The sequence below is a fragment of the Sphingomonas edaphi genome, assembly GCF_003583725.1.
GTDB lineage: Bacteria > Pseudomonadota > Alphaproteobacteria > Sphingomonadales > Sphingomonadaceae > Sphingomicrobium > Sphingomicrobium edaphi.
Genome location: NZ_QXTF01000004.1, coordinates 127,148 through 146,349 on the forward strand (window position 1 = coordinate 127,148; position 19,202 = coordinate 146,349).

Sequence of the window (19,202 nt, forward strand, 5' to 3'; positions counted from 1 at the left end):
AGACTCTGGGCCAAATTTATTCAATCGAAAGGGTTATCGTTCCCTCGAGCCGCTCTCGCACACGCCCGAAGCTGCGCCGATGAAGCGGCGTAACTCCGAGCGCATCAATTGCGCGAATGTGCGCCGGTGTCGGATAGCCCCGGTTCGTCTCCCAGCCATAGCCTGGATAGGACTGGGCGTGGTCCGCCATGATCCGGTCGCGTGTGACCTTGGCGACGATAGACGCGGCTGCAATCGATCGGCACTTGGCATCCCCGGCAACGATCGCCTTCGAAGGACGCTGCCAGCGCGGGGTGGCGTTGCCATCGACCAGCACCCAGGCCGGCTCGAAACCAAGAGCCTCGACGGCGCGGGTCATGGCCAGCATTCGGGCCCAATAGATGTTGATCTGGTCGATCTCTTCGACCGAGGCCATGCCAACCCCGATCCGGGCGACCTTCTGCAGCCGGCCGTAGATGGCTTCACGGGTTTCAAGGTCGAGCTTCTTGCTGTCGTCGATCCGGCGCGGAAATTTTTCGCGGTCGAGGACGACTGCTGCCGCGACAACTGGGCCTGCCAGAGGTGCGCACCCTGCCTCGTCCACCCCCGCCAACGGCATGGGATATGGTAGCTCAAGCTTGAAACAGGGCCGCTTCATCGATCGTGATGATTATCGAGCGCTTGGCGCGGCGGCCAGTAGCACGTTGAAAATTTTGTGGATTAGTCGGTGAGCCGCCACGGCGGGAAGCGCCGCGCTTCGCCCGCGCGATACATGAAAATCGTGTTGCCCGACGGATCGCGCAGCCGCGCCTCGCGCCACATCCAAGGCTGATTGCGGGGTCCGTGCTCGAATGGAATCCCTGAGCGGGCGAGCCGCTCCACTCGTTCATCGAGATCATCACATTCGAAATAGATTGCGACCGTTTCGCCGATCTCGGCTTCCGGATCGCACTGGACCGAGAAAGTGGCAGCGCCAGCTTCAAATCGGGCATACTGATTTTCCGGGCTGTCGACGATCTGCTTGAGGCCGAGCCGGGAATAAAAGTCGACCATCTTGGGATAATCTTTGCCGGTCACGGTGACCTGGTTGAGGCGCAACCCCAATCCGGTATCGAGCCGGACGGCCTGCTGACCGAGGGGGCCATGCCCCTTTCCCAGCCCCGGAGCTTCGTGCAGCGCCATGCGCACAAAGAGCCTCGCCCGCTCCACGGCTTGCGAGAGAGAAAATCCCGCACCAAGATAAAAGGCGATCGCGCTGGCTAGCGTACAGCCCGTCCCATGTGTCGAACTGGTCTCGATGCGCTGGCCTTGCCAGCTGGTCATATTATCTTCTTCGATGAGCGCGTCTGCGAGAGCGTCGCCCTCTTCATGGCCGCCCTTGATCAACACGGCCGAGCGATGGTCCGAGACAAGCTTCAGGGCGCCGGCGACCTCGTCCTCTTCACCGGTGAGCCTGCGAAGTTCCGGCAAGTTGGGCGTTGTGATCGTCGCGACGTCCATCAGCTTTCCGAACGCCGCGATCGTTTCATCGTCGGCGAGCGTCGCCCCGCTGGTCGCAACCATGACGGGATCGAACACGATCGGCACATTTTCAAGGCCAGCGAGCCGTTCGGCGATGTGTCGTGCCGTGAAGGGCGAGCCAATCATGCCGATTTTCACCGCGTCCACGCCGATATCGGCGATGACCGCGTCGATCTGCGCGAGCACCGTTTCGGTCGGCACCGTGTGAACGGCGGTCACACCTTGCGTATTCTGGGCCGTCACCGCCGTGATCGCCGTCATGGCATGCCCACCAAGCATGGTGACCGTCTTGATATCGGCCTGGATGCCTGCCCCTCCGCCCGAATCGGAGCCGGCGATAATCAGGATACGAGGCGTCGTCGCTGTCATGAGCAACGGCTATAGCGGCAAATGCTTAAGCAGCCGCAACTGCCTCACAAATTCGGTCCACCACCCGTTCGACCAGATCCGGATCGTCACCTTCGGCCATGACGCGAATTAGCGGCTCCGTTCCAGACTTACGGATTACCAGCCTTCCACGGTCACCCAATTCACTTTCAGCGCCCGAAATCACGGCTTTGACGCCATCATCTTCCAACGGCGCGCCGCCGCTGAACCGCACATTCTTTAAGAGCTGGGGAACCCGCTCGAAGATGTGCAGCACCTCACTCGCAGGCTTGCCGCTCTCAACGATTGCCGCCAGCACCTGGAGCCCCGCAACCAAGCCGTCTCCGGTCGTCGCATAGTCGCTCAAGATGATATGGCCCGACTGTTCACCCCCAACGTTGCATCCGGTCTTCCGCATCCCCTCGAGCACATAGCGGTCACCCACTGCGGTCCGATGAAGTGCCAATCCCTCGCCCGTCAGCTTCCGTTCCAGCCCCAGGTTCGACATGACCGTTGCGACGATGCCGTCGCCGCGAAGCGACCCCCGTCCCTTCTGCGACAAGGCGATGAGCGCCATGAGCTGGTCGCCGTCGACCAGTTCGCCATGTTCGTCGACCACGATCAATCGGTCCGCGTCACCGTCCAGGGCAAGCCCAAGATGGGCACCCGAAGCAACGACCGTTTCGCGCAGGACATCAGGAGCCGTTGAGCCGCAACCCTCGTTGATGTTCAGGCCATTAGGCTTGGTGCCGAGCGCGACAACTTCAGCGCCCAATTCCCAGAGCGCTTCGGGCGCGACGTGATAGGCAGCGCCATTCGCGCAATCGACAACCACTTTGAGGCCATCGAGCCTGAGATGATCGGGAAACGTCGACTTGGCGAAGTGGATGTACCGGCCGCGTGCATCCTCGATCCGCTTGGCGCGGCCGATCTTGGGCGCGTCGATCAGCACCGCCGGCTCGCCGATCATCTTCTCGATTTCCATCTCGGCAGCGTCGGACAGCTTGTAGCCGTCGGGGCCGAACAACTTGATGCCGTTATCAGCAAACTTGTTGTGGCTGGCCGAAATCATCACGCCGAGGTCGGCACGAAGTTCCTTGGTCAGCATGGCAACCGCAGGGGTTGGCATGGGCCCAACCTGGATGACGTCCATGCCAACGGACGTAAAGCCGGCGACCATTGCCGACTCCATCATGTAGCCCGACAGGCGAGTGTCCTTGCCGATCACGACGCGGTGACGGTGGTCGCCCCGCATGAAAAAAGCGCCTGCGGCCTGCCCTACGCGCATGGCCGTGTCAGCGGTCATTGGGGTGACGTTGGTGCGCCCCCGAATCCCGTCGGTTCCAAATAGTTTACGTCCCATGGCGACGCCTCTAGCCGAAAAGGACCCAGATTCCAGCCGGTCGATAGCCCAACGCGCCGTGAGCCCATGTCGCCGCCAACCACAGCAGCGTTCCGCCAATGAGTGCAAAGGCGTCTGCTGAGTGCAGCCCCTTCCCATAAGGTACGAAGCTCGTACGAGCGCGGTAGTCATGCCAGATTTGGCCGACTAGCCGTTCTTTCTTGGCATCCTGCAGCCGGGCACCGACCAACGCCAGAATGGCGATGGCAGCTGAGAGGACCAGACTGGCAGGAGTCGGATTAACGATGGCGTGAACCAAGGCCCAGAGCGCGAAGCCCCACATCATCGGATGTCGTGTAATGGCGTAAACGCCGTTCGGATCGTCAAATGATCTGACGGGCTTACCGGGTCGGGGAAACGCGGGGTTGCGCCGAAGCGAACCTACAAACAACACGGACCCCAGCCACATCAAGACCGTCGCAGCCCCGAAACCTGCACGGCCAGCATTCCACAGCGGCTGAGGAGCCTCGGCAGACGCTTCAGGATAGGCCCAGATCATCCAGCCGAGCGTGCCGAACGACACCACGGTGTACGCTAGCGTAAAGCCTCGCTCTCCTAACCGGGCGACTATTGGCGCACGTAAGGGATGCGACATGAGGAAGTGCGTGCCGACGAAGGCGATCGATGCCAGCGCAAGGATCGCCAGCGCCGTCAATGCCTGTAAGCCTCCGGCAGTGCGCCGCGTTCCAGCGTGCGATAGCGATCCCTTAGCTTCGTCTGGTGATTATCAAGGGGCTGCCTGACGCCGTCGATCCACACAGCTTCCGGCGCTGACGCAAGCTCCAGCGGATCGCCGGACCAGATAACGACATCGCCGCGTCGCCCACGCGCCAAGCTACCGATTTCGCCGCCGAGACCAACTGCCTCTGCGGGCTTCGAGGTGATCATCGCAAAGGCTTCGGCCCAGCTTACACCGGCAGCGCCAGGGATCTTGCCAAGCGCGACGAGGTTGCCGGCATATTGGCGCTGATTGCGGACGTAGCGAGTGTCGTTGTCATCAATCATGCCAATCGCAACCTTGACGCCTGCTGCGCGCATGCGACCGACATTCGACTGGGTCGCGGCCAGCATCTCAAAGCTTGCAGGCAGGTCATTGAGTGCCGAGGCAATGACCCAGACACCGCTCTCTGCGATGCGATCCGCTACGGTCCAGCCCTCGGTTGCACCGACGAGCGCAATACGCAGGCTCGGAAACTCGCGCCGGAGGTCGAGCACGTTCAGGATATCCTTGGCGCGTTCGACATGGACGATCAGCAATTGCCTCCCACGAACCACAGGGACAAGCGCCGCCGCGTCGAAACGCGTCAGCATCACGTCATCGGTCCGGCGCGCATCCCTGCTCAGTAGTTGCGGGTCCTGCCGCTCTTCGTAGGGGACTTCGTCCGCCTGACGTGCGGCCGATGATCGCCCAGCGATGGGGTAACGCAGTCCGCCAAGGTCTCTTGCTTCGCGGAGCGCGTTCCGGAACAACACGAACGCTGCCGACCGCGACCCACCGGCACGATCTGCCCCGCCCTCGCCCAGCTCAACGAACTGGAATGCTCGGGCGCGGAGCACCGCATCCATGTCATCGGCAGTATCGATCACCGCGCCTTGGCCGGCGAAGATGCTTCGCCCCGCCACGGGAGCGACGACCGCGCGAGTTACGCCGTCGGCGCGGCTGACCGCGATCGTCGAAGCCTTGGGATTGATTGCCGGAGCTACGTCGATCGCAGCGCTGAAGGGACTATTGCGGGTTTCGGTGTCGTCCGAGCCATCCGCGCCAAGGTCCACTTCAGACAGTCCGAGGCGAGAAAAGCCCGCAACGATACCAGGAGTTACCCATTTACCGTTGGCGTCGATCACCTCGGCATTTGCTGGAACGGATACCCCGCTACCCGCGGCGACCACTCGGCCGTTGCGAATAACGACAGTACCGCCGGGCATGGGATCGGAGCCGTCGCCTAGGGCAACGATGCCGTTCGTGATTGCGACGGTTTGCGGCTGAAGCGGCGCAGCGCTGGCCAGCAATGCTGAAGCGGTGAGAATGAGACGTTTCATTTCACGTCTCCCTCGCCCGGCTGACCGAGCTCGAAATCGCTAACCGGTCGAAGCTTCGGATTGCTGGCGTCATACATAAGCGCGCCGTCAATCCAGACACGAGCGGGCCGAGTGTAAGCACTGAACGGGTTGCCGTTCCAAAGCACCACGTCGGCCATCTTGCCGGGCTTAAGGCTTCCGGTCTGATTAAAAATGCCAAGCGAGCGGGCCGGATTGGCGCTAAGCCAGGTCCAGGCTGTAGCCTCGCTGATATCGATCCCTGCCCGGCGACCGGCGGCAATCGCCTTCGCGGCTTCCTGGTTCAGACGTTGGATGCCGTTAGGGTCGTCGGAGTGAACGATCGCGCAGGCCCCGGCATTGTGGACGTACGCGATATTCTCGTTGATGGCGTCGTAGCTTTCCATCTTGAAGCCGTACCAGTCGGCCCAAAGCGCCCCGCAAATGCCGTTCTGACGCATCAGGTCGGCGATCTTGTACGCCTCGACGCCGTGCTGGAAACTGGCGATCTTGTAGCCAAATTCCTTGGCGACATCGATCATGATCGCCATTTCGTCGGCACGATAGCAGTGGTTGTGGATTGCGATCTCGCCATCCAGCACACCGCGCAGCGTATCCATGCCAAGATCGCGGACGGGGATTTCGCCACCGGCCCGCTCATACTTGTCCCACTTGCGGTCATATTCCCGGGCCTTGGCCCAAGTCTGCCGAACCGAAGCGATATTACCCATACGGGTCTGCGGCATCTGCCCCTTGGACCCGTACACGCGCTTCGGATTCTCACCGCACGCCATTTTGAGACCATACGGGGCGCCGGGGAACTTCATGCCCTGAACAGTGCGCGCAGGGACATTCTTGAGCGTGACCGAACGCCCGCCAAACAGATTGGCCGATCCCGGAAGGATCTGGAGGGCGGTCACGCCGCCATTCGCCAGGGCCCGTGAGAAGCCCGGATCCTGCGGCCAAACGCTATGCTCGGCCCAGACCTCAGGACGCGCCGGACCCGTTGCCTCGTTGCCATCGCTCAATGCCTGAACACCCGGCGAGGGATAATTTCCGAGGTGACTGTGGACATCGATAATGCCGGGCGTCACGTAGCGAGCGCCTGCGTCAATGACTTGTGCACCAGCAGGCGCCGCAATTTCCGGGCCGCCTACGGCTTGGACTTTTCCATCCGCGATAAGGATTGAGCCGTTATCGATCCGGCCGCCCTCACCGTCGAGGATCGTGGCGCCGCGAATGAGGGTCGGTACTCCCCCGTAAGGCTGGTAAGTTGAGGGGAACGGATCCTTGTTGATGCGGATCGCGCCTGGCTTCTGCTTCTCCTGCGTCGAGCAGGCGGTGAGCCCCGCGACAGCGATAATCGCTGCCGCGAGGCTCTTCATTCCCCCATTTACGCGCATCAGGCCTTGGCCTCTCCGCTGAGGTTGGTTCCCGCGGCCTGCGGTTCGCCAAGCTCACGATCGCCGGCCAGATTGCGGTCATCCTTCAGCGTGTCGAGGTGCATCCACTTCTTCACGATCGGAGACAGCGCCAGGACAACAACAGCCGCGCCGACAGTAATCCAGCCGATCTGGTTGTACACCGCGAGCGTCGCTTCCTTGGTCATCTCGCCGTCATGGCCGCCGGTGGCTTCACCGATCTTGCCGGCGACAAAGTTGCCGACTGCGGTCATGTAGAACCACGCACCCATGATCAGCGACGCCATGAACTTTGGCGCAAGCCGGTTCATCGCGCTGAGACCGACCGGGCTGAGGCAGAGTTCGCCAGTAGTGTGCAGCAGGTAGATCAGGAACACGAAGATGACCGGCGTCATCGCCGCCGGACCGACCGTGTTGGCGCCGATCACGAAGACGAGGAAGCCAGCGCCGACCTGAAGCAGGGCGAGGCCGAACTTGGCAGGAGCGGAAGGCTCCAGGTTACGCTTGCCTAGCCACACCCACAGGCCCGCAAAGAGCGGAGCGAGAAGGATGATGTAGATCGGGTTGATCGACTGGAACAGCGAAGCCGGGACACCCGCACGGTCGACGAAGCGGTCCGTGTAGAGGTTGAGGCTGCCGCCGGCCTGTTCGAAGAGACCCCAGAACAGGGGGTTTAGAGCAATAAGGAACAGGATGGCGAAGATGCGTTCGCGAGGCTCCTTGTCAAGCTTAAACGCCTGCCACAGGACGTAGCCGAGCAGCAGGATACCGGAGACCCACAGCAGGCCTTCGATGACATCCTGGTACTGGATCAGCGCCCAGCAGACAGCGACGGCGCCAAGGCCGATCGCATAGAGCAGCGTGTCGCTGACCGGCTTCGAGCCTTCGACGCGGGCCGGTGCTTCACCGGCGCCGCGCAGGACGCCCTTGCCGAACACGAACACGACCAGGCCCAGCAACATGCCGAGACCCGCCGCCCCGAAGCCGTAACGCCAGCCATAGGTCTCGCCGAGGTAACCGGCGAGAATGGTGCCGATCGCGGCGCCGACGTTAATGCCCATGTAGAAGATGGTGTAAGCGCCGTCGCGGCGCGTGTCGGTCAGGCCGTAAAGCTGGCCGACCATCACCGAGATGTTCGCCTTGAGGAAGCCCGAACCAACGATGATGAACGACAGGGCCGCCCAGAAGATGTTGATCGTCGGGTCCGACTGGCCACCTGTGCCCTCGAACGCCATCAGGAAGTGACCGCAGGTCAGCAGGATCGCGCCGAACAGCACGGCTTTCCGCTGACCAAGATAGCGGTCCGCCAGATAGCCGCCCAGCACTGGCGTGATGTACACGAGGCTGGTGTAGGCACCGTAGATGAGGTTCGACTTACCGTCGTCGAACAGCCAGTGCTTAGTCAGGTAGAAAATCAGCAGTGCCCGCATGCCGTAGTAGGAGAAGCGCTCCCACATTTCGGCAAAGAAGAGCATGTAGAGGCCCTTGGGGTGACCAAAGACTTCCTGTTTGCCGGAGGCGGCAATAACCGCGCCTCCGCCGAGCAATAAGATCAGAAATGCCGCGGCAATCGCGGGAATGACGGTTTCGGGCGCCACGAGGCGTTCTCCTCCGGTTGATCGGCGCGCCTCGCGCGGGCACGCCTGTTATAGTTGGCGCGCAACCTAACGGGGAATTTGCGGTTGTGAAGCCGATTGTTGCCAATGGCTTGCATGGCTATGCGAACGGCATGACCCTGAATGACCGCTCTTCCGCCCTAGCGCTCCTGCAAACCCGACGTTCGGGACGACCTCGTGACATGGTCGCGCCGGGTCCCTCAGAGACAGAACTTCAGCAAATCCTGACCATCGCCACCCGCACTCCCGACCATGGGAAGCTCGCTCCCTGGCGCTTTGTCATCGTCGGACCGCGGCAACGACAGGCACTTGCTGACCTCCTCGCCCGTGCGCTTCCCGAGCATGATCCGGAGGCCAACGCCGCTCATTATGCAAAAGCGCTCGAGTTCGCGCACCAAGCGCCGACGCTGGTCGTTGCCATCTCAGCACCTGTAAAAGAGCACAAGATTCCGGTTTGGGAGCAGGAACTGAGCTGCGGAGCCGTCGCCATGAACCTGCTCCATGCAACGCACGCGCTCGGCTACGTCGGCGGTTGGATCACGGGCTGGGCCGCCTATTCGCCCCGGGTGCGTAACGCCTTTTGCAGGCCAGACGAGCGCATCGCAGGTTTTCTTTTTCTTGGAAGCCCCCGCATCCCGCTCGAGGAACGGCCTCGCCCCGCCCTGTCGGATCTGGTCCGCGAATGGCAACCACCTGAATATGATTGAACTTTATCCGCCTTGCTGTATTGTCACAGCATGACGCTTAGCTCATCACACGAAAAGCCCGTTTACGTCCGCCTCCGCGAGGTCATTGCCGACGCGATTCTCGTCGGTCGTTACAAGGACGGCGATCCTCTTCCGTCGGTCCGGGCGCTCGCCGCCGAAGAGGGCGCTAACCCACTCACCGTCGCCAAGGCCTACCAGGGCTTTCAGGACGAAGGACTGATCATCGTGAAGCGGGGTGTCGGCATGTTCGTCGCTCCCGGCGCACAGGCGCGGCTCCGAAATTCAGAGCGCAACGCTTTCATCAGCACCGAATGGCCAGCCATTCGCGACCGGATGGCCCGGCTCGGTATCGATCCAGCCGAGTTGCTGCAGCGCGCCTAGGCCAATTCTTCCGCCGGCACCGTGTAAAGTAGCGCCGCGCCGACTTCGGCTGCAGCGCCAAGTCCGAGCGCTTCGGGCACGACTACCGACAGGAAATAATCGGCAGCGGCCTTGGTCCTTCCATCCGCCTGCTCGCTCAGCGCCATCCGCTCAATGAGCCAGCCCGCTGTCATGACCGAACACATGGTCAGGAAGGGATAGCTCCCTGCCAGCCGGTCGTCGGGCGCGGCTTCGCGCAAGCTGGCGGCTGCGATTTCCACTGCATCTGTAAGGGCAATCAGCCCGGGATGCTGGGTTTCAGCTTCAATGTCAGCGATCAGTTCGTCGAACGCCAATCCACCGTCGAGACCCAGCTTGCGGCCGACCAGGTCGGCGGCCTGAATTCCGTTCGTACCTTCGTAGATTGGGGCGATTCTTGCGTCGCGTAGGTGCTGAGCCGCGCCGGTCTCCTCGATATAGCCCATGCCACCGTGGACCTGTACGCCAAGGCTCGCCACTTCACAGCCGACATCGGTGCACCACGCCTTGACGAGCGGTGTCAGAACGTCGGCACGAAGCACCGCTTGCGGATCCCCTCGCACGCCGCGATCAACCTGCCCGAACGCGTAATAAGCCAGTGCCCTAGCCCCCATCGTCAGAGCCCTCATGCGAAGCAACATCCGCCGAACATCCGGATGCTCGGCAATGGCGACAGGCAGGCGGTTGCGAACCCCCTGCTTTCGGTCGAGCGCATAGGCCACGGCGCGCTGAGTTGCAGCTTCCGCAATGCCGACGCCCTGCAGGCCGACATTCAAACGGGCATTATTCATCATGGTGAACATGGCGGCCATGCCGCCATTTTCCGGTCCGACCAGCCAGCCGGTCGCACCGCCATGATCGCCATAACTCATCACGCAGGTCGGCGAGGCATGAATGCCCATCTTATGTTCGATCGATACGCACCTGAGGTCGTTGCGGCTGCCATCGGGCAAGATCTTCGGGACGAGGAACAATGAAATCCCCCGTGTACCTTCGGGCGATCCGTGGGTGCGAGCGAGTACGAGGTGCAGAATCTGCTCACTCAGGTCATGCTCGCCATAAGTGATGAAAATCTTGGTGCCGGTGATCCGCCAGCTGCCGTCGGGATTCGGTTCTGCCCGCGTTTTTAGCGCACCTACATCGCTGCCCGCCTGAGGCTCGGTGAGATTCATGGTGGCGGGCCATTCGCCCGAAACAATCTTCGGCAGGTAATCACGCTTCAGTTCTTCGGAGCCGTGCTGCTCAAGCGCCTCAATCGCTCCCATCGAAAGCATCGGGCAAAGAGCAAAGCCGACATTCGCGGCATTGAGATTATCCATCAGGGCAGCCGACAAGGCGAACGGCAATCCCTGCCCGCCGTGGTGCTCCGGCGCGGCGAGCGTCATCCACCCACCCTCAACGAAAGCATTCCAGGCCTGTTTGAACCCGCGCGGCGTTGTCACGGCCCCATTGTCCCAGCGCGCGCCTTGCGTATCGCCCGACCGGGACAAGGGCGCGAACTCGCCCTCAGCTAGGGCCGCGGCGCCTTCCAGCACGGCATCAACCATCTCGCTGTCCGGCCCATTCGCGAGCTCGCTGATCTTCACGACACTATCCAGCGTCAGTCGCTGGTCACGGACGGGGGCTGTGAAGCTCATTGGCGATCCCTTGATGCTGAAGCCGTTGGGCTATAGCGGGCGCTTCATGGCTCTTCCACCCGAGACACGCGTATTGCCGTATAACGCCGAGGCAATTTCCGAGGCCGCGCGCCTGATCCTCGATGGCCAGCCTGTCGCTGTTCCGACCGAGACCGTTTACGGGCTTGCGGCCGATGCCACCAACGGCGAGGCAGTGGCGCGCATCTACGCAGCAAAGGGTCGTCCCAGCTTCAATCCGTTGATCGTCCATGTCCCCGACTTGGCGACTGCGGAGCAAATTGGCGTGTTCGACGAGCATGCGAAGGCGCTCGCCACGGAGCATTGGCCCGGGCCACTGACGATCGTTGTGCCTCTGCGCGAAGGGTCATCGATCGCCAGCATCGTGACCGCCGGCCTTCCATCCATCGCGCTTCGCGTTCCTGCCCACCCGGCAATGCAGGCCCTGCTAAAGGAGACCGGTAAGCCTCTGGCCGCACCCTCGGCCAACGCCAGCGGCCGGATCAGCCCTACCCGCGCCAGCCATGTCCTGGCATCGCTCGACGGCCGGATCCCGTTGATCATTGACAGCGGGGCGACGCAGCGCGGGATCGAGTCCACCATCGTCGCGGCGACCGGCGGTCCGCTACGCCTGTTGCGCCGAGGCCCAATCAATATCGCGGCCGACGAAGGTGTTGGCGGGTCGATCGAGGCGCCCGGCCAGCTCGCCAGCCACTATGCACCGCACAAGCCGCTGAGGCTCGATGCGATCGAAGCCGAGGATGATGAATACCTCATCGGCTTCGGTCCTGTTCGTGGAGATGCAAGTCTCAGCGAGACCGGCGACGCGGTAGAGGCGGCTGCACGGCTGTTCGAGCTCCTGCACCTGGCAGACGACGCCTCCCAGGCGCGCATCGCGGTGGCACCAGTGCCGGGCGACGGCATTGCTGCAGCGATCAGAGACCGATTGAAAAGAGCCGCTGCGCCGCAATAGCTGCGCGTCGCAAGGACGCGACACGCAGCTACTTACAAATCGGACTTACTTGCCGATGCCTGCCGCAGCAGGCGTCACGACGACCGGAGCCGGCGCTTGCACGGTCAACGGTGCCGGCGCACTGGCCTGGATCGACAGCTGGACGTCTTCATCGATGAAGCCCTTGACCATTGCACCGACCGGCACACGAGCGCTCGTGCCGGTCATGAAGAAGCCGGCCGGCAGGAAAACAATGGCCGACACAGCAACCGCCCCCACGCCGCCGGCAACGCCCTTGTCGTCGAATGCTCCGCTCAGTCGGATCTGACGTCCATTAACGGTCACGTACAACAGACGGGCGCCAAGGTGACCCGACTTGCCCCACATCCCCTTGTTGCGCACGTCGGTAATTTCGCCGACGGCCGGGCTGCCTGCTGGAATGACTTGGACGCCCTGCACCATCACGGCTTCCGTGGTCTCTAGCCTGAAACGCTGCCCCACCCGCAGCTTCTTGCCCTTGGTGGTGAGCTCTTCGAGCAGTCGGAGAGGAACCTCCGTTCCGACCCGAAGCATCGCATTGCTCGACACTGGTGCAGCGATTGGCGCCGCGTGCACCGTCTGTGCGGTCGCAGGCACAGCAAACAGCGCGGCAACTGCCGCGCCAAACAATATGGATTTCATGAAAATACCCCCCAAACTCGCCATGATTTGGCGAGCTTGAGGTAGCAGCAAAGCTTAACCGGCCATTATATTTTGACGGTTTCCTGCGCCTTTACCTTTGCCTGGAAACTCTTCCTGAGCTTGGCAAGCTTGGGCGGGATAACTGCGATGCAATAGGGATTGCTCTGCCCTTCGCCCGCCCAATAGTCCTGGTGATAATCTTCGGCCGGGTACCACTCCGCCTTCGGCTCAATAGTCGTCACAACCTTGCCGTCATGCTCCGAGTTCGCGCGCTCAATGGCGGCGTGAGCTGTCGCCTCCTGGCCTTCGTCCTGCGGAAAGATAGCGCTGCGGTACTGGGTGCCGACGTCGTTGCCCTGCCGGTTTAGCTGGGTCGGGTCATGAATGGCAAAGAAGATGTCCAGCAGGTCATCGAAGCTCAGTTGCTCGTTGTCGAACGTGATCCGGATTGCTTCAGCATGACCGGTATCGCCGCCGCAGACCTGCTTATAGGTCGGATTGACAGTCTGGCCGCCGGTATAGCCGCTCTCCACGGTCTTCACGCCGACGACGTCGAGGAACACGGCCTCCGTGCACCAGAAGCATCCGCCCGCCAGAACCGCGACTTCATCCGCCATCGTCAATCTCCTCCGTATCGAACGGGAGATAGGAACGACAGCTCAGGACTAGAAGGCCCTAATTCTTCCGGCTCGCCTTCAACGTCGCCATTTCCAGGCGCTTGCCCACCCACTCTGCCAGCTCTTCGAAGGTAAGTGGCTGGTCGAACACGATGCCTGCCTTGCGGTCCGCAAACCAGCGAACCTCACCGCGCACCGGCCGCAGACTCTCCACTACGACCACGACCTTCTTACCCAGACAATATTCTTCGATCGGCTCAACCTTCAGGCCACCAAGCGAAATGTCATGGACATCGACGGTGTAGTAGCGATCGCCAAGTTTGATGTTGGCCTTGCAATTGACTTCGAGCCGCGGCGGACGCGGGCGAAAGCCGTGCCGTTGCTTGCGGCCAGCCAGCAGTTCGCCAAGGTCGATGGTCTGATCGAACTTGAAGCCTGCCGTGCCTTCACGTGTCCAGACAACGGTCGAGGCAATCTTTTGCGACGAGAGTTCAATACTCACGCTGGTGCCTACCTCGATGGGATGGCCTAGCTCGGCCATCAGTCCTCCGGCGGAGACATTGCGGACCCGGATCAGTTGCTCGCGACCGGTCTGGTCAATGAGTTTAGCAACCCGGAGCATTGCCATCAGCCGGTCGTCATCGCGGCGCTCTGCGGGCTTGGGCACGGCGGTGGACAGCGAAAAAGTCGTCGACTCGAAGGCGACATTATCGTCGCCAAGCGGCCTAAGGTTCTGCTTACGCCGGATGAGCGTCCCGAACATGCGTGCGCTCCCTCTCCAGATCCAATGAAAAACGCTTCAATCCGGGACGTTAGGCTCATTTGGGTTAAAAAGCCGTTTCACCCGTTTGACGCCCGCCCGGAAAGCTGATGAGAACTCATACAAAGCTCGGGTAATGGGCGCAGGAGACAAATCGCGAATGCCGTTGCCCAAGTTGCTTTTGATTGATGACGAGCCGGCACTAGCGGACTTCGTGGCCCAAGCCGCCAAGATGTGCGGCTTCCTGCCCGCCGTGACCCGAACCGACCAGGAATTCCGGGATAAATTCCGCGAAAGTCGGCCTCAGATGGTGACGATCGACCTAGGCATGCCAGGCATGGACGGGGTCGAATTGCTGCGTTTCCTTGCCGACGAAGCCTTCAAAGAGCCTGTCCTCATTATCTCGGGCTTCGACCGCCGCATTTTGGAAAGCGCCTTTCGTCTGGGCTTGACGCTCGGCCTTCAAATGGTGGGTCCGCTTGAAAAACCCACGCGACTGGAGGACATTGAGGCCATTCTCAACAACCTGAGGCCCACGCTGGTGCAATGATCGCACAATCCGACCTCGGGCTGCTGGACGGCTTCGAGCGGGCGCTGATCAACGGCCGCTTGCGGATGGTGTACCAACCAAAGGTCTCGCTCACCGACGGACGGCTACGGCGCGTGGAAGCCCTGGTTCGCTGGGACGATCCGAAATTGGGAGCCATATCCCCGTCGAAATTCGTGCCGCTGGCCGAAGAGCATGGTCTCATCGATCAGTTGACCAACTGGGGACTGCGGACGACGTTGCGCCAATGGCTTAAGTGGCAAGAGCAAGGGCTCGACACCTGCCTCGCGTTCAACATTTCCGCGCTCAGCCTCGATCATCTCGACTTTCCGGACCTTGTCGAACGCATGTGCCGCGCGCTCAACGTGCCGACAGACCGGCTCGTTCTGGAGCTGACTGAAGGCGCGACCCAGCCGCTGGTTAAGCTGATGGACACGCTCACCCGGTTCCGGATCAAGGGTATCGGCCTCGCAATCGACGACTTCGGTGTCGGCTATTCAACGCTAATGCAGCTTCGCCAGCTTCCGTTTACCGAGCTCAAGATCGATCGGTTCTTCATCGAAGATGCGCCCAGCTCCAAGGACAGTGCGCTGATCGTGAAAAGCATCATCGACCTGGCGCATGGCCTCGGCCTGACGGTTACGGCAGAAGGCGTTGAAACTGTCGAGCAGCTTCGGCTTTTGCGGGACCTCGGCTGCGACACTGCCCAAGGGTTCTTCGTCGCCCGCCCCCTTGAGGCCGACGCACTCCAAGATTGGCGCGTGGAATGGCGGGAACGCTGGGAAACGCTGGTCGACGAGGAGCCCGAACTCCTTGTCAGGGCGCGACGTCGAATTTGATTCCCTGCGCTAACGGCAGCTCGGTACCGTAATTGATCGTATTGGTAGCTCTTCGCATATAGGCTCGCCAGCTGTCAGAGCCGCTCTCACGCCCACCGCCGGTCTCTTTTTCGCCTCCGAACGCTCCGCCGATCTCTGCTCCAGACGGACCGATATTGACGTTGGCGATGCCGCAATCGGAGCCGGCAGCCGAAAGAAAACGCTCGGCTTCTCGAAGATCGTTCGTGAAGATGGAGGAACTTAAGCCCTGGACCACGCCATTATTGAGCGCGATCGCCTCGTCCAACTCCCAATAACGAAGGACATAGAGGATGGGCGCGAACGTCTCTTTGAGCACCATGCCCCGTTGAGCATCCACTTCGACGATGGCCGGACGTACGTAATACCCGTCGCCCTCAACCTCGATGCGCTCCGCCTTGCCGTCCATTGCCTCGTTCATGGCACGGAAGGCGGCTTCGTCGATCAGGGGACCCACCAGCGTGGTTTCTTCCCTGGGATCGCCGACGCGAATGCCGGCAAACAAGGTCTTCAATCGAGCGACAAACTCGTCGGCGATCGATTCATGCACAATCAGCCGCCGCAACGTCGTGCAACGCTGGCCGGCTGTTCCGGCTGCAGAGAATAGAACCGCACGTTCGGCGAGTTTGAGGTCGGCCGACGGGCCAACGATCATCGCGTTATTGCCGCCAAGCTCGAGCAGCGAGCGTCCAAATCGCTGAGCTACTCGAGGGCCAACCACCCGGCCCATTGCCGTTGACCCGGTAGCCGACACCAAGGCGACGCGCGTGTCATCAACCAGAGCCTCGCCAACCTCGCGCCCACCTTGGAGACATTGCAGCAACCCTTGCGGCGCATGGCCAAACCGATCGAGGGCGCGCTTCGCAAGCGCCATCACGGCCGCCGCGACCAGCGGTGTCTTTTCGCTCGGCTTCCAGATCACTGGATTCCCGCACACGACTGCAAGAGCCGCGTTCCATGCCCAGACGGCCACGGGAAAGTTGAACGCCGTGATCACGCCAACGACACCGAGTGGATGCCATTGCTCCATCATGCGGTGATCTGCGCGTTCACTTGCGATCGTCAGGCCGTAAAGCTGACGCGACAGACCCACGGCATAGTCGCAGATGTCGATCATCTCCTGGACTTCGCCCAGGCCCTCCTGAACAATCTTTCCAGCTTCAAGCGTGACCAGGCGGGCCAAGGACTCCTTTGCGTTGCGTAGCTCCTCACCCAGCAGGCGGATCAGTTCGCCGCGTCGGGGAGCGGGTACTGTCCGCCACTGAACAAACGCCTCTGCTGCGACCAAACAGGCCTGCTCGACCTCACCATTGGTAGCTTCAGCAACACTGCCAATGGCCGCGCCGTCGATCGGCGACTGGCTCACAAGCGATCCCTCGGTCCTCACTCCCAGCGATGCCAAAAGTTTGGCCGTTTCCTCAGCGGGGCTCATCGCGCCAACTCCCTTGCCTTTGCCAATGCAGCTACGCCCGCATCGATCGTGTCATCTCGCTTGGCAAAACAGAGCCTGATCATATGTCTTGGTTTATCCTGATCGGCGAATGGGGACAGGGGAACGGCCGCAACACCGGCCTGTTCGACGGCCAATTTCGCGAACGCCTCGTCATCCAGTTCAATGCCGGATGCCGCGAGGTCGACGCACAGGAAATAGGTCGATGCACTCGGTAGCACCGCGTAACCTACCGCCTCGAGCCCCTCCATCATCCGGTTGCGGGCACTGGCAAAACGGTCCCGCATAGGCTGCAGCCATGCATCACCTTCCGCCATCCCGAACGCCACTGCCGCCTGCAAATTCGGGGCGCTTGCGAATGTCAGAAACTGGTGAGCACGAGCTGCCAGGCTGGCCATCTCTGGAGAGGACACCACCCAACCGATCTTCCAGCCCGTCAGCGAGAAGATCTTGCCGGCCGACCCGCACTTCAACGTCCGCTGTTCCATTCCCGGCAGTGACGCGATGGGCACGAAACTCTTCCCATCGAGGAGGACATGCTCCCAAACCTCGTCGGCGATGACGACCAGATCATGCGCTACTGCGATTTCAGCAATCGCCGAGAGCTCCTCTGCATCGAACAATCGACCTGTCGGATTATGGGGGTTGTTGAAGACCAGCGCGCGCGTCTTTTGCGTCACGGCAGCTTCGAGAGCCGCCCGCTCAATGCGCCAGTCCGGTGGCTGGAGTGCTACTTCGCGAGCAATCCCCCCTGCCCTTCGGATTAGCGGCGCATAGGCATCATAGGCCGGGGTGAGCAGGATCACCTCGTCGCCGGGTTCAACGGTCGCCAGGATCGCCGCCGCCAGCGCTTCGGTCGCTCCGCTCGTAACGCAGACATGGTCGGCAGCAAGATCCAGTCCGTGGTGGCGTCCGTAATGCTCTGCCACCGCAGCGCGGAGCGCTGGCAGACCTCGCGACGGCGCATATTGATTGGAGCCTACGACCACTGCATTCGCTGCAGCCTTCAGGATCTCGTCCGGCCAGCCAAAATCAGGAAAGCCCTGGCCAAGGTTCACCGCGCCATGTTTCGCGGCCGCGAGCGACATGCGCTCGAACACGCTCGTTTCCATCTGTTCGTAAAGCGGATGCACTAGTCGCCTTTCAGGATCGCCCGAATCTCTTCCGGTCCATAGCCAAGCCCTTCAAGGATTGTCTCGCCGTCCGCGCCTTCGCGCCGGGGAGGCTCGGGCCGGGCGAGCGGACTGTCGGAATAGCGCGGCGCCGGTGACGGCTGGAACACGCCCTCGATGTCGACGAACGTCCGACGCGCAATGTTGTGCGGATGAACCGGCGCCTCGCCCAAGTCCAGCACGGGGGCAACACAGGCATCGGTGCCGATGAAGTGAGCGGCCCATGCGTCACGGGTGCGCGACTTGAATACCGTGGCGATCTGTTCCCGGTCGGCGCCGGGTGCAAGCGCCAGTCCCTTATAGAGCGCCGCCTGGAATTGCGGCTCAATTGCTCCCACTGCGACGAACTTTCCGTCGAGGCAGCGATAAATGCCGTAGATTGGCTCGCCGCCGTCGAGGAGGTTCGCCTCTCGCTCGTCCCGCCACAGTCCAGCTGCGCGCATTCCGTAGGTTAGTGCACCGGTCAGTGCCGCGCCGTCGCTCATTGCGGCATCGATCACCTGCCCCTCTCCGCCTCGCTGAACGGCGAGGAGCGCCGACACCATTCCGAAGGCCAGCATCATTCCGCCGCCCGCATAGTCGCCAAGGTAATTAACGGGCGCGATGGGTCGCTCCTTCGGTCCGATGCCGTGAAGCAGTCCGCTTATCGCGATATAATTGATGTCGTGCCCGGCCTCCTTGGCCAGCGGCCCCGACTGGCCCCAACCGGTCACCCGGCCATAGACCAGCTTGTCATTGGCCTTGAGCAGGTCCTCCGGCCCGAGGCCCAGCCTCTCCATCACGCCAGGTCGATAGCCTTCAACCAATCCGTTGGCGGTCCCCGCCAAGCGCCGTACGACTTCGCGACATTCCTCGCGCTTGAGATTCAGTGAGATCGACTTGCGATTGCGGAGCAGTGGATCGTTAGGAACGCCGATCATCCCTGCCCGCTCAACGCGAACAACTTCCGCTCCATGATCGGCAAGCATCATCGCCGCGAATGGGCCAGGCCCAAGTCCCGCCATCTCGATGATCTTCAGTCCGGCTAATGGCCCTGTCATGGCGTCACGCTAGCTAGGCTGTTCTGATCGCGCTAGCATCCCGC

The 19,202-nt window shown here is 61.7% G+C and carries 19 protein-coding genes; 5 read left to right on the plus strand and 14 right to left on the minus strand.

The window, feature by feature from the left end; genetic code table 11:
- Positions 1 to 16 precede the first annotated feature (16 nt).
- The 7 genes from D3M59_RS10955 to D3M59_RS10985 form a co-directional block, all read right to left on the minus strand.
- Positions 17 to 637 (minus strand): ribonuclease HII, encoded by a 621-nt coding sequence (locus D3M59_RS10955; protein ID WP_119533719.1) that lies wholly within the window; start codon positions 635 to 637, stop codon positions 17 to 19.
- Positions 638 to 699: 62 nt separating this feature from the next.
- The gene (gene thiD / locus D3M59_RS10960) at positions 700 to 1,869 is read right to left on the minus strand and encodes a bifunctional hydroxymethylpyrimidine kinase/phosphomethylpyrimidine kinase (RefSeq protein WP_119533720.1); all 1,170 of its coding nucleotides are present in this window, start codon (positions 1,867 to 1,869) and stop codon (positions 700 to 702) included.
- A gap of 25 nt (positions 1,870 to 1,894) precedes the next feature.
- Positions 1,895 to 3,229, minus strand: coding sequence for a phosphoglucosamine mutase (gene glmM / locus D3M59_RS10965; RefSeq protein WP_119533721.1), 1,335 nt, complete (start codon positions 3,227 to 3,229; stop codon positions 1,895 to 1,897).
- Between the two features lie 10 nt (positions 3,230 to 3,239).
- Complete coding sequence (locus D3M59_RS10970) at positions 3,240 to 3,923, minus strand: NnrU family protein (protein ID WP_119533722.1); 684 nt, start codon at positions 3,921 to 3,923, stop codon at positions 3,240 to 3,242.
- On the minus strand, positions 3,920 to 5,308 hold the full coding sequence (locus tag D3M59_RS10975; RefSeq protein ID WP_119533723.1) for an amidohydrolase family protein: 1,389 nt from the start codon (positions 5,306 to 5,308) through the stop codon (positions 3,920 to 3,922). Before D3M59_RS10975 ends, D3M59_RS10970 begins: the two co-directional genes overlap by 4 nt.
- Positions 5,305 to 6,690, minus strand: coding sequence for an amidohydrolase (locus D3M59_RS10980; RefSeq protein ID WP_119533724.1), 1,386 nt, complete (start codon positions 6,688 to 6,690; stop codon positions 5,305 to 5,307). Before D3M59_RS10980 ends, D3M59_RS10975 begins: the two co-directional genes overlap by 4 nt.
- Before the next feature lie 17 nt (positions 6,691 to 6,707).
- A complete protein-coding gene (locus D3M59_RS10985) occupies positions 6,708 to 8,324 on the minus strand; it encodes a peptide MFS transporter (RefSeq protein WP_119533725.1) in 1,617 nt (538 codons plus the stop codon).
- A gap of 131 nt (positions 8,325 to 8,455) precedes the next feature.
- On the opposite strand from D3M59_RS10985, the gene D3M59_RS10990 reads away from it, so the two are divergent.
- The gene (locus D3M59_RS10990; RefSeq protein ID WP_119533796.1) at positions 8,456 to 9,049 is read left to right on the plus strand and encodes a nitroreductase family protein; all 594 of its coding nucleotides are present in this window, start codon (positions 8,456 to 8,458) and stop codon (positions 9,047 to 9,049) included.
- A gap of 30 nt (positions 9,050 to 9,079) precedes the next feature.
- Positions 9,080 to 9,430 carry a GntR family transcriptional regulator gene (locus D3M59_RS10995; RefSeq protein ID WP_119533726.1) on the plus strand — a complete coding sequence of 117 codons (351 nt, stop codon included), beginning with the start codon at positions 9,080 to 9,082 and terminating at the stop codon, positions 9,428 to 9,430.
- Here D3M59_RS10995 and D3M59_RS11000 read toward each other — a convergent pair.
- Entirely contained in the window at positions 9,427 to 11,085 is a 1,659-nt protein-coding gene (locus D3M59_RS11000; protein ID WP_119533727.1) for an acyl-CoA dehydrogenase, read from the minus strand. The two genes, D3M59_RS10995 and D3M59_RS11000, sit on opposite strands and share 4 nt — an antisense overlap.
- A gap of 46 nt (positions 11,086 to 11,131) precedes the next feature.
- Between D3M59_RS11000 and D3M59_RS11005 the strand changes: the two genes are divergently transcribed.
- On the plus strand, positions 11,132 to 12,055 hold the full coding sequence (locus D3M59_RS11005) for an L-threonylcarbamoyladenylate synthase (RefSeq protein ID WP_119533797.1): 924 nt from the start codon (positions 11,132 to 11,134) through the stop codon (positions 12,053 to 12,055).
- Positions 12,056 to 12,100: 45 nt separating this feature from the next.
- Here the strand turns inward: D3M59_RS11005 and D3M59_RS11010 are convergent, their stop codons facing one another.
- Genes D3M59_RS11010 through D3M59_RS11020 form a run of 3 tightly spaced genes read right to left on the minus strand, consistent with a single transcriptional unit; the run spans position 12,101 to position 14,095 of the window.
- Complete coding sequence (locus D3M59_RS11010; RefSeq protein WP_199662510.1) at positions 12,101 to 12,739, minus strand: hypothetical protein; 639 nt, start codon at positions 12,737 to 12,739, stop codon at positions 12,101 to 12,103.
- 41 nt (positions 12,740 to 12,780) lie between these two features.
- Complete coding sequence (gene msrA / locus D3M59_RS11015) at positions 12,781 to 13,332, minus strand: peptide-methionine (S)-S-oxide reductase MsrA (protein ID WP_119533728.1); 552 nt, start codon at positions 13,330 to 13,332, stop codon at positions 12,781 to 12,783.
- A 58-nt stretch (positions 13,333 to 13,390) separates the two neighbouring features.
- Complete coding sequence (locus D3M59_RS11020) at positions 13,391 to 14,095, minus strand: PilZ domain-containing protein (protein WP_119533729.1); 705 nt, start codon at positions 14,093 to 14,095, stop codon at positions 13,391 to 13,393.
- Between the two features lie 163 nt (positions 14,096 to 14,258).
- Here D3M59_RS11020 and D3M59_RS11025 point away from each other — a divergent pair, with 163 nt between their 5' ends.
- On the plus strand, positions 14,259 to 14,642 hold the full coding sequence (locus tag D3M59_RS11025; protein WP_158582016.1) for a response regulator: 384 nt from the start codon (positions 14,259 to 14,261) through the stop codon (positions 14,640 to 14,642).
- Positions 14,639 to 15,478: an EAL domain-containing protein gene (locus tag D3M59_RS11030; RefSeq protein ID WP_119533731.1), complete on the plus strand. Its 840-nt coding sequence runs from the start codon at positions 14,639 to 14,641 to the stop codon at positions 15,476 to 15,478. The genes D3M59_RS11025 and D3M59_RS11030 overlap by 4 nt, the downstream gene beginning before the upstream one ends.
- On the opposite strand, the gene amaB is transcribed toward D3M59_RS11030, so the two are convergent.
- Genes amaB through D3M59_RS11045 form a run of 3 tightly spaced genes read right to left on the minus strand, consistent with a single transcriptional unit; the run spans position 15,456 to position 19,158 of the window.
- The gene (gene amaB / locus D3M59_RS11035; protein ID WP_119533732.1) at positions 15,456 to 16,928 is read right to left on the minus strand and encodes an L-piperidine-6-carboxylate dehydrogenase; all 1,473 of its coding nucleotides are present in this window, start codon (positions 16,926 to 16,928) and stop codon (positions 15,456 to 15,458) included. The two genes, D3M59_RS11030 and amaB, sit on opposite strands and share 23 nt — an antisense overlap.
- Positions 16,925 to 18,079: an aminotransferase gene (locus D3M59_RS11040; RefSeq protein ID WP_119533733.1), complete on the minus strand. Its 1,155-nt coding sequence runs from the start codon at positions 18,077 to 18,079 to the stop codon at positions 16,925 to 16,927. Before D3M59_RS11040 ends, amaB begins: the two co-directional genes overlap by 4 nt.
- Complete coding sequence (locus tag D3M59_RS11045; RefSeq protein WP_119533734.1) at positions 18,079 to 19,158, minus strand: CaiB/BaiF CoA transferase family protein; 1,080 nt, start codon at positions 19,156 to 19,158, stop codon at positions 18,079 to 18,081. Before D3M59_RS11045 ends, D3M59_RS11040 begins: the two co-directional genes overlap by 1 nt.
- Positions 19,159 to 19,202: the final 44 nt, after the last annotated feature.